General features: G+C 59.9%; 8 protein-coding genes, 1 tRNA gene and 2 rRNA genes (1 of these 11 cut by a window edge). 5 read left to right on the forward strand and 6 right to left on the reverse strand.

The window, feature by feature from the left end:
• Positions 1 to 226 precede the first annotated feature (226 nt).
• On the reverse strand, positions 227 to 790 hold the full coding sequence (locus RFN28_RS10585; RefSeq protein WP_320287293.1) for a hypothetical protein: 564 nt from the start codon (positions 788 to 790) through the stop codon (positions 227 to 229).
• A gap of 251 nt (positions 791 to 1041) precedes the next feature.
• On the opposite strand from RFN28_RS10585, the gene RFN28_RS10590 reads away from it, so the two are divergent.
• On the forward strand, positions 1042 to 1344 hold the full coding sequence (locus tag RFN28_RS10590; RefSeq protein ID WP_320287294.1) for a hypothetical protein: 303 nt from the start codon (positions 1042 to 1044) through the stop codon (positions 1342 to 1344).
• Positions 1345 to 1682: 338 nt separating this feature from the next.
• Here RFN28_RS10590 and RFN28_RS10595 read toward each other — a convergent pair whose 3' ends face one another.
• Positions 1683 to 2033, reverse strand: a complete 351-nt coding sequence (locus RFN28_RS10595) for a hypothetical protein (RefSeq protein ID WP_320287295.1) — start codon at positions 2031 to 2033, stop codon at positions 1683 to 1685.
• A 189-nt stretch (positions 2034 to 2222) separates the two neighbouring features.
• On the opposite strand from RFN28_RS10595, the gene RFN28_RS10600 reads away from it, so the two are divergent.
• From RFN28_RS10600 to RFN28_RS10610, 3 genes are read left to right on the forward strand one after another with little or no spacing between them, the layout of a single operon-like run.
• The gene (locus tag RFN28_RS10600; RefSeq protein WP_320287296.1) at positions 2223 to 3044 is read left to right on the forward strand and encodes an N-formylglutamate amidohydrolase; all 822 of its coding nucleotides are present in this window, start codon (positions 2223 to 2225) and stop codon (positions 3042 to 3044) included.
• Complete coding sequence (locus tag RFN28_RS10605) at positions 3041 to 4909, forward strand: flavohemoglobin expression-modulating QEGLA motif protein (RefSeq protein ID WP_320287297.1); 1869 nt, start codon at positions 3041 to 3043, stop codon at positions 4907 to 4909. The genes RFN28_RS10600 and RFN28_RS10605 overlap by 4 nt, the downstream gene beginning before the upstream one ends.
• 14 nt (positions 4910 to 4923) lie before the next feature.
• On the forward strand, positions 4924 to 5970 hold the full coding sequence (locus tag RFN28_RS10610; RefSeq protein WP_320287298.1) for a glutathione synthetase: 1047 nt from the start codon (positions 4924 to 4926) through the stop codon (positions 5968 to 5970).
• 422 nt (positions 5971 to 6392) lie between these two features.
• Here the strand turns inward: RFN28_RS10610 and RFN28_RS10615 are convergent, their stop codons facing one another.
• The gene (locus tag RFN28_RS10615) at positions 6393 to 7394 is read right to left on the reverse strand and encodes an MBL fold metallo-hydrolase (RefSeq protein WP_320287299.1); all 1002 of its coding nucleotides are present in this window, start codon (positions 7392 to 7394) and stop codon (positions 6393 to 6395) included.
• Here RFN28_RS10615 and RFN28_RS10620 point away from each other — a divergent pair.
• Positions 7393 to 7680 carry a hypothetical protein gene (locus tag RFN28_RS10620; protein WP_320287300.1) on the forward strand — a complete coding sequence of 96 codons (288 nt, stop codon included), beginning with the start codon at positions 7393 to 7395 and terminating at the stop codon, positions 7678 to 7680. The two genes, RFN28_RS10615 and RFN28_RS10620, sit on opposite strands and share 2 nt — an antisense overlap.
• A gap of 76 nt (positions 7681 to 7756) precedes the next feature.
• Here the strand turns inward: RFN28_RS10620 and RFN28_RS10625 are convergent.
• The 3 genes from RFN28_RS10625 to RFN28_RS10635 all read right to left on the reverse strand — a co-directional run.
• Positions 7757 to 7833, reverse strand: a tRNA-Met gene (locus RFN28_RS10625).
• A gap of 195 nt (positions 7834 to 8028) precedes the next feature.
• Positions 8029 to 8143: ribosomal RNA gene (gene rrf, locus RFN28_RS10630) — 5S ribosomal RNA — on the reverse strand.
• A gap of 201 nt (positions 8144 to 8344) precedes the next feature.
• Positions 8345 to 10000 (reverse strand): 23S ribosomal RNA (locus RFN28_RS10635) (it continues 1202 nt past the right edge of the window).

The following is a 10000-nucleotide window of genomic DNA, read 5'->3' on the forward strand; positions in this document are numbered from 1 at the left end:
TTCTTCAATATTCAGTTGTCAAAGATCAGACATCGCAGACGCAACGTCTCGGCCCGTTTCGCTTCCCGCTCCAGGGCCCTTCGAGTGTCGCTCACGCGGCTCTCTTGAATTTCGCAGAGGGCAGATTTAGAAGCGAACTTCTCGGCCGCCAGCGGCGCGCCGCCCTCGTTGGTGGGGCGTATATAGTCGGGGCCGTTCGGGGTGTCAACACCGATTTCGAACTTTCTCAGCACGTCGTCGAGCGGGTTCCAGCGATGCGCTTTACATCCTTGTTTTGGTGCACGTTGTCGTCGCGAAACCGCTGCGAATTCTGGGCGAGACGCATTAGCCGGCTGCTATGATGAGGCCCCTGAGATTTATGTAGCCGGCGGCGTCGAACGCTGCACTTTCGGGCGCGGCCGAGCTGATCTCCGCCACGACGGGCAAGCTGCCCAACGGCAAGCGTCATATAGCGGCTGCTGGACAGCCGGTTCATCGTTCTGCTCGAGCAACAGAACCCCGGCGAGACATCCAGGATGCTTGCGACATTGATACGCCGCTTGATTCGGCATTGAACCGCTCGACTAGGGTTTCTCGAGCGCAGCTTTACCCAGGATGTCTGGGAAGGATATGCGGGTAAGCCGGTCGGGTTCGACGTCGTCGAAAGCCGCGAGACCTTGGCTCTTCGGACCAGAGCGGCGACGTCAAGCCTCGCCGTCCGCTTGCAGGTGAGGCAGTCGACCGAGATGCCGGTGCCGGCCTCGAGCTTGTTGCGGAGCGTGTCTTCTATGAACGGGAATTTCATCGTCATGGCGATCTCCGGCAACGAGGTCGCCGCGCCGGACAGGATTATATTCCTGATCACCGGCAAATTGACGACAGCTTTGGGAACTGCCCACAGCCCGGCTCGCTTATCGTGGTGACACAGGATTTGCGGGCCGGGCCGTGTCCCAGAAAGTTGGGTTCCAGGGGCATGGTTACATTGCGCGCTTTTGGCCAAGCGCACAACTCCAAGTATTAGCAAGTTCTTGACGACGGGGCCGGCCGCGCCAGACTCATGGCATGGCGAAGGGCATCAAGGTTGGCGACGAAGTGGCCATCATGGCGACTGTGCGCCGACGCGTGACGGATGACCGCATCAGCGTCTCGATCCCGTCTTATGGGTTCCCTCACTCGATCGTCGACAAAACATCGAAGGTGAAGAAAGGCCAGCCGATCGAACTGACTGGCGACGTCACCCATATCGACGGGGATTGGGTGACGGTGAACCTGGGTGTTCCGGTAACGGTGAACATGGACACGCTCAGGCTGGTGACGGCCTATGCTCCGCCGAAGCGAAAGACGCTCATGGACAAGCCGACGTAGCAGCACCGCCATTGGACTCCGTGCTCATCCGATTTGAGTGCCAAGGAACACAGCCATCTTACCAAGTTAGAGGTCATGCCTGACCGGCCTACAATCTTCCCAGCCGGCGAACCTACCCCGTTGGCCGGTTAGGCCCAGCGGCCAAAGCCTGAGCCCCTCTAGCCCCGGCCGCTGGGCCGCCCGCCAGAGCGCAATCCCGCCGGCTGCCCCGCTTCATAGTAGCGCTCGCCGTCATGATAGTCGCACGTGAGCGGAGGTCGTCGAGCTACGTCTCCCGCACCGTGAAGCAGTAGCGGAACAGTCGACGGGGTCGTGACGTATTCGACTCAGGCGAAAGGCTAGGACGTGGGTTCGGTGAGGAAGGGCATGATGTCCACGCCGTCTCCTGGAAAGACAGAGAAATGCGGGTGGTTTTCGAAGAGGCGGGCGGCGGCCTCGATGGTCTCGGCCTCAACGACGATGTAGCCGCAGAAGGGATTCACGGCGCCGGCAATGCCGTCCTTGGTCACGCGCGTCGTCTTGCCGACCATGCCGCCACGATCGGGGAACGATGCGGCATTCCTCTCCTCCCAGTCCGCCCACTGCTTCAACCCGACGGCGTCGATCGCGTCCTGCTCGGGCTTGGGCAGGGCGCGAAAGCGGACGAGGTCTTCGGGCTTCATGGTGTAGACGGCGAGAAAGCGGGGCATGCGGCGTGCTCTTGGGGCTGGCAGGGGCATTGGAGCCTAGACTCCCCACTGACCGAAGTCACTCGCATTCGCGCCCTGTAAGTGCCCGCCACCAATCTGGACACCGCAACCTGCCGATCGAGGCAGAGCTGACGATCGCTTACCCGATGGGTCGGAACCGTCCGCACTCTCCGCGCATTTCGCTGGACCATGAACAAGACGATTTCCGAGAACGATGCGGGCGATTCACCGGCAGGCTGGACAATCAAGCTCGGAGAGTCTCCCGTCGTAGGTACAGCAATCCACAGCGGCACCTACGTGAGCAGGGCTTGTCGATCGCTTATGTGCCTCTCCGATTCTGACCGGCGTCGAGAAGAGGACCTGTTCACCGAGCGCTTCATCGCCGATTTTCCAACCCAAATCATCGTTCATCGATCGCGCTTTCAAGTAGATCTGAACCGTGCGCGTGAAGCTGCGGTCTACCGGACGCCAGACCAGTCGTGGGGTCTGAAAGTCTGGCAAGGGCAGCCGGCCGAGGACATCATAAAGGAGTCCCTCTCCTTTCACGACGCCTTCTACAATGAGCTGAACCGTGTCCTCGCCGCCATCGAGAGCCGCTACGGCAGGTTCGTTCTCGTCGACGTCCATAGCTATAATCACCGGCGCGACGGGCCTCAGGCTCTGCCTGTGTCTCGCGACGTCGCACCCGACATCAACATTGGTACGTCTTCTATGGACCGCGAGCGCTGGGCGCCGGTCGTCGACGCTTTCATCGAGACGCTGCGCGGGCACCATCTCAACGGCGAGCCGATCGACGTGCGCGAGAATGTGTCCTTCCAGGGCAAAGGCGAGCAGACTCGTTTCGTCCATGCCAATTTTCCAGAAACCGGGTGCGCCATCGCGCTAGAGTTCAAGAAGATTTTCATGGACGAATGGAGCGGCGATCCCGATTGGCCAGCAATCGAACGGCTGCGCGCCATGCTGGCGTCTACGGTGCCCGTCTTGGAATCGGCGCTGCGGGGCATGCGATGAAGCCCAAACTCGTTGAGCCCGCGCCTCCGTTGGCGCAAATCGAATCGGATTTGGACGCGCTTTTGCGGGATGGCAAGCCGATCCGCCGCGACTTCGCCAATGGCAACCGCTTGCACATGGATCGGCCGCTGCCCTTTCTGTGCGTCCATGTTGGGTCGCATCAGGATGCGGCATTCCATGTGGTCTCCGCCAACGCGTCTTATCTGATCGCAGCCGACATAGGCCTCGCCAGCGAGGTCGCGCTGCTGGTGGCTCGAATGATGCGAGACCATTGCGGCGCATTCCTCGTGCTAGACATCGGCGAGTTGGCCGAAGACCGGTTCCTGACGGAGGATATTCCATTCCTGCCACCTTTCGAGATTGCCCTGGCCTGCGGCAACACGGCGGCGGAGAAGGCTGCACTCAAGCGCTTCGCCGACGCTGCGTCCGCACGCGAAGCAAAATACCGCACGCCCCGCGTGGACGACCTCACCCCCACGACACGCGCCGAAGCAACGCTCTGGAGTGAGCTCGGCGATGCGGCGTGCCTGATGGTACGCTTCGCACCGATCTACCGGGTGCCGGGCACCAAGCGCGTCTACCCTGAACTCCACGACCTCGTCGTCGCCAACATGGTCGATTCTGCGCTTCAGGCCATCAGCGCCTTCCTGAAGGCGTCAAGGCTGGAACCGCCGGCAACCCATCGTTCACTCGGGCGCCGCGCCTATATCGACGCAGTCGTGCGCGCTGATCGGGCGATCGACGACGTTGCATCGACATTCGATTTTCTGCTTGCCGTCACACCGATAAATGCCGAACCAGCCTGGCTGGAATTCCAGGCAGGCGTCTTCGAGCGTATGCCCGCACTGCTCTACAGGCCGCTTGAGTTCGAGGTCGCCGCCCAGAAGCGGAAGCTCTATTCGGTCTCGCTGGATCATCTGGAAGATCCGCTCCTGACCAGGCTGCTCTCCGAAAAGCAGCAGGAACTCGATCTCCAGCTGTCGATGCTGGCGGCACGCGAAACGCCCCGCTTCGCCGAACTCGGACGAGCACTCTATGGCAGCGTCGAGCCGAGCCTGGCTGCGAGGGCACGCAGCATTCTCGAAAAGGTGCCGCAAGTTGCTTCGGCGGCTCGGCAGAAGGGCCTGGATGCCGACGCCGTTGCCGCGGCCGCGCGAGACATGATCGCCCGATACCGGGCCGCCTATCCCGAATTCGACGCTTCCGTGGAGATCCGGGGCGACCTGCCGGCCGGCCTCCTGGTCTCTCGAAACCAACTCCTGGTTTCGCGTGATACCAACCTTCCATCGGAGCGTCTGACCGCGCTGCTTAGTCACGAGATCGGTGTTCATCTGCTGACCTATTTCAACGGTGATGCGCAGGGGCTCGCCATCTTCCGCAACGGACTCGCCGGCTACGAGGGTATGCAGGAGGGACTGGCCGTGCTGGCGGAATATCTGGTCGGTGGCATGTCGGCAGCGCGCTTGAGGCTGATCGCGGCCAGGGTCATCGCGTGTCAGGCGATGCTCGACGCCGCACGGTTCGAGGAAGCCTTCCGCATTCTCCACAAGGATTTCGGTCTCGATGATCGCAGCGCCTTCAACATCGTTCTGCGTGTCTATCGTGGCGGGGGCCTTGCAAAGGACGCCATCTACCTGCGCGGCCTGGCGCAGATCCTCGATCATCTGAGGAACGGCGGCAGTCTCACCCCCTTCTGGATCGGCAAGATCTCCGCCGCGCATTTCGGTGCGATCCAGGAACTCAACGCGCGCGGCCTGCTGCGAGCGCCGCGCCTCGAACCTGCGTTTCTCTCGTCCGACACGGCGCGTCCGCGCCTCAAGAAAGCGATGGCCGGGATCGATCCAATCGATATGGTTGAGACTTGAGCGGAGCCTCCTCAATGCGCATTGCGTTCTTTGTCAATTCCATTGAGAGCGAGACGCCCGGCTACACGACGACAACATTGGCTTTGGCTGCTGTTCAGCGCGGCCATTCTGTTGTCTATGTTGAACCAGGCGACTTCATACTGCGTCCGGACGACACGCTGGCTGTCGGCGTCGCGGTTCTACCGGACGCTCCCTACAAGACGCCCGACAAGCTGTATGCTGCCCTGAAGGAGGCCGCGAAGCAGAAAAAGACCTCCGCGATAAGCGATATCGACATTTTGTTTCTGCGCAACGACCCGTCGCTCGACGCCTCTGATCGACCATGGGCCGCCAACGCAGGCGTTATGTTCGGGCGGCTCGCAGCGGAACGCGGCGTGATCGTCGTCAACGATCCAGACGGTCTGGCGCAGGCACAGAGCAAGCTCTACCTTCAGACCTTTCCCGAGGCGGTTAGGCCGGCGACTCTGATATCGCGCAGTATTGCCGAGATCCGCGCGTTCATCGACAAACATCCGAAGGGCTGCATCGTCAAACCACTCCAAGGGTCGCGTGGCAAGAACGTCTTCCATATTGCGACGCCTACTGATTCCAACCTCAACCAAATCTTCGAGGCGGCCAGCGGTTCCGGCTATCTCATCGCGCAGGTCTACATTCCGGAGGCTAAGGCTGGTGACGTGCGTCTTTTTCTTATGAACGGGCTGCCGCTGGCGCGCGACGGCAACTACGCAGCCTTTCGCCGCGTCCCGGCCAAGGGCGACATCCGGTCCAATCTCCATGCCGCCGGAAACGCCCGCAAGGTCAAGGTAACAGCCACGATGCTGGGCATTGCCGAGATGGTGCGCCCCAAGCTGATCAGCGACGGCATGTTCCTGGTTGGGCTCGACATCGTCGGCGACAAGCTCCTGGAGATCAACGTCTTCACGCCAGGCGGGCTGACACGGCTGGCCGACATGTACAAGACGGATTTTGCCATAGGCGTCATCGTTGCGCTGGAGGAGAAGAAGATGCTGCGGCAGGCTTATGGAAAGACCATGCCGAATTCGCGCTTGGCCACGCTCTGAGGAACGTTGGCATATCGGTAGCAGATCAGCCAGTACGGCAGGACGGCTGATTGGCGGGGAACTCGTGGCCAACCGGACCACGGTTGTCGCGAAACGCCTGTTTCCTGGCGACCCAACCCCTTGCGTGACAGGCAGCTTTTGAGAAGCGCTATCTGGGTCTCAGCGAAGCTGCGCGCGCGGCGCTGCTGGCGTCGGGTCGCGCCTGATGTTGCAATTCCGGCAACCGATAGAAATAGCTATGTCAAGAGCCGCACGCCTCTCCTTCCCTCCCCCTTGAGTGCAAGCGACCGGTAACGGCCGGCAATAAAAACAAGCACATACCCTTGGGCAAAGAAGCTACAGCGGCCCGCACCGGACGATGCGTTGGTGATCAACGATAAGCCGTTGGGGCAGAAGTAGGGGCCTTACAAGGGGAACGAGCCTTAGCTCGCTGTAACGGAACCTCCGAGAAATCCGGCTTCGAATTCGGTCCGCAGCTCGTCCTCACGTCCGAGATACCGAGGCGAAAGGTGTATCTGGTAGGCGGAGATCGCGCCGGCTTGCCTGGCGATCGCGCCTGCCTGCGCGGCGGTCAGATGCTTCTTCGACGCCGCGAGGCCTCGGTCTTCCTCCAGGAACCCGGCTTCGATGAAAAGCTGATCGGCGCCGCGCACCAAGTTGGATAGACGTGTGACATTCTCCGGACAGAACGCCAAATCAGTTGCATAGGCGATGCGTTGGCCCGGTGCACAAACCAGAGCCTGAGCCCGCAGCAGTTCCCCGAGCGTCACCTTCTTGCCTGCAATTGGCGTGAACTCGGTGGCCGCATCAGCGCCGCGTCGCACCGCCCGCTTGGCGTTTGTGAGCCAAGGTCCAACAGGGAGATCAAGCTCTTCCAGACGCGACCTGTGCACGTTGACCCGCAATTTTTCCTGGAAGGCGAAGGCTAAGCAAGGAATCCCGTGATCGAGCGTAGCGGCTTCGATCGTGAACTCCGGATCGTCCAAGGGGAACTGAGTGTCCGGGTTCTGCCAATTCTGCCGCACGAAAGCCCTGCGCGCCCGGAAGGCGGCTGCGGTGGCAAAGCCTGCCTCCGTCCAATCAGAGGCGAAGATCGTAAAGTCCTGCGACCGCTCGTTGAGGAGATTCCACGTGTAGGCCCGCAGCTTGGCCTCTACGGCATCCGTCAGTCCGGGCGGGCCGATGATATGGACCTGCTTGTCACGGTAGAGCGACACCCCGAGCAGGCGATCGAACCCGCTGAAGTGATCCATGTGCATGTGCGACACGAACACGTGCGAAACGCGCAGGATCTCACGTGGCGAAAGTGCCGACAGATCGCCGAGGTCAAAAAGGACTGCCCTGGCGCCGAAGCGGAAGTCGAGAAGCAGTCCCGGGTCGGAAAACGACTCATTCACCAGGCGCGGCTGGACGAGAAGCGTCATGATAGGGAAGGCAAGAGTTGCATCCTCCAAAATTCAGGACGTGTGCTGTTCGTTCCGCCGGCCGGTCCGAATAAGCTATGGGGACGCGCATCACGTCTACACGGTCGAACGTGTCGCCGGGGATCTCGGCGTCAGCGAAGAGCTCATCCAGGAACTGCCCCACGATCTCGAGCCTGAGGACTTCGTCATCAGGGTCTACGGGGCCAATGATGGCGACGGGATCTTGGCCTTCGCTGATAATGGCATCGATGAAATCGAACTACCGCGGCGCGACGGCCGGAGATGAAAGTCGGCGTTCCTCTCAAACGCAAAAGACCGCCCCGATTGATCAGATCGGGGCGGTTATGGATTTATGAAGAAGTTGGTTGCGGGGACAGGATTTGAACCTGTGACCTTCAGGTTATGAGCCTGACGAGCTACCGGGCTGCTCCACCCCGCGTCAACGATAGAGGTAAGTTTTCGCTTACCGGATACAAGAGGCTGCCAAAGGAAAGGGCCGCTTGCGCGGCCCGGGATCCCGTTTGGCGGGCCTTATGCATGTCGCCCAAAAGTGCTTAGCGGTTTTGGGACAACGACATGCATCACAACGATCGTAAGGAGAAGATTTCAACAAGATTGAACGTGCGCTTGGCAGACCTGGCAGCGACCTACTCTCCCGCGTCTTGAGACGAAGTACCATCAGCGCTGGAGCGTTTCACGGCCGAGTTCGGAATGGGATCGGGTGCAGCCGCTCCGCCATAACCACCAGGTCGGCGAAACGCACGTTGTTCGAGAAGCTGTTCAAGCGCGATCCAAGGATCGTCGCGTTTGCGCCAAGGCGACGTCTGCGTGTTGCATACGGGCGAAGCCCGCAAGCGCGACTGCGCGTCGCCGGTCGTCTGGCGCCCTCGCGCAGCATAGGCCCGTAAGGGCCGCTCATGCGTGAGCGCTGATGGATATAAGTAATGAGAACGATCAAGCCGATCGAACTATTAGTACCGGTAAGCTTCAAGCGTTGCCGCTCTTCCACACCCGGCCTATCAACGTGGTCGTCTTCCACGGTTCTCAGGGAATACTCGTTTCAAGGTGGGTTTCCCGCTTAGATGCCTTCAGCGGTTATCCCGTCCGGATATAGCTACCCTGCAATGCGGCTGGCGCCACAACAGGTCCACCAGAGATCCGTCCATCCCGGTCCTCTCGTACTAGGGACAGATCCTTTCAATATTCCTACACCCACGGCAGATAGGGACCGAACTGTCTCACGACGTTCTGAACCCAACTCACGTACCGCTTTAAATGGCGAACAGCCATACCCTTGGGACCTGCTCCAGCCCCAGGATGCGATGAGTCGACATCGAGGTGCCAAACAACCCCGTCGATATGGACTCTTGGGGGTCATCAGCCTGTTATCCCCGGCGTACCTTTTATCCGTTGAGCGATGGCCCTTCCACGCGGGACCACCGGATCACTATGACCGACTTTCGTCTCTGCTCGACTTGTCAGTCTCGCAGTCAGGCAGGCTTATGCCATTGCACTCAGCGAACGATTTCCGACCGTTCTGAGCCCACCATCGCGCGCCTCCGTTACTCTTTAGGAGGCGACCGCCCCAGTCAAACTACCCACCATACATTGTCCCGGACCCGGATAACGGGCCGCGGTTAGACATCCATAGTAATAAGGGTGGTATTTCAAGGGTGGCTCCACCTGAGCTGGCGCCCAGGCTTCAAAGCCTACCACCTATCCTACACATGCCACTACGAATGCCAATGTAAAGCTATAGTAAAGGTGCACGGGGTCTTTCCGTCTAACCGCAGGAACCCCGCATCTTCACGGGGAATTCAATTTCACTGAGTCTATGCTGGAGACAGCGGGGAAGTCGTTACGCCATTCGTGCAGGTCGGAACTTACCCGACAAGGAATTTCGCTACCTTAGGACCGTTATAGTTACGGCCGCCGTTTACTGGGGCTTCGATTCAGAGCTTGCACCCCTCCTCTTAACCTTCCAGCACCGGGCAGGCGTCAGACCCTATACGTCGCCTTGCGGCTTCGCAGAGCCCTGTGTTTTTGATAAACAGTCGCTACCCCCTGGTCTGTGCCACCCTCCTCTGCTTGCGCAGAAAAGGGTCACGCTTCTTCCGAAGTTACGCGTGCAATTTGCCGAGTTCCTTCAGCATAGTTCTCTCAAGCGCCTTGGTATACTCTACCAGACCACCAGTGTCGGTTTCGGGTACGGTCTATAAGGAGGAGCTATTTCCTGGAACCACTCCGCTGCCCTTTCAATCCGATAAGATTGGACAACTTGTGTGATCCGTCACTACCTCCAGGCCCACGAATATTAACGTGGTTCCCATCGACTACGCGTTTCCGCCTCGTCTTAGGGGCCGGCTAACCCTGCTCAGATTAACTTTAAGCAGGAACCCTTGGTCTTTCGGCGGGGGAGTCTCTCACTCCCCTTACGTTACTCATGTCAGCATTCGCACTTCTGATACCTCCACCGCCCCTCACGGGTACGGCTTCATCAGCTTACAGAACGCTCCGCTACCGCTCGTGATTGCTCACGAACCCTAAGCTTCGGTGTATGGCTTTAGCCCCGTTACATTTTCGGCGCAAAGACCCTTATTTAGACC

Origin of the sequence: Mesorhizobium album (assembly GCF_033977205.1) — a bacterium.
Taxonomy (GTDB): domain Bacteria; phylum Pseudomonadota; class Alphaproteobacteria; order Rhizobiales; family Rhizobiaceae; genus Mesorhizobium; species Mesorhizobium album.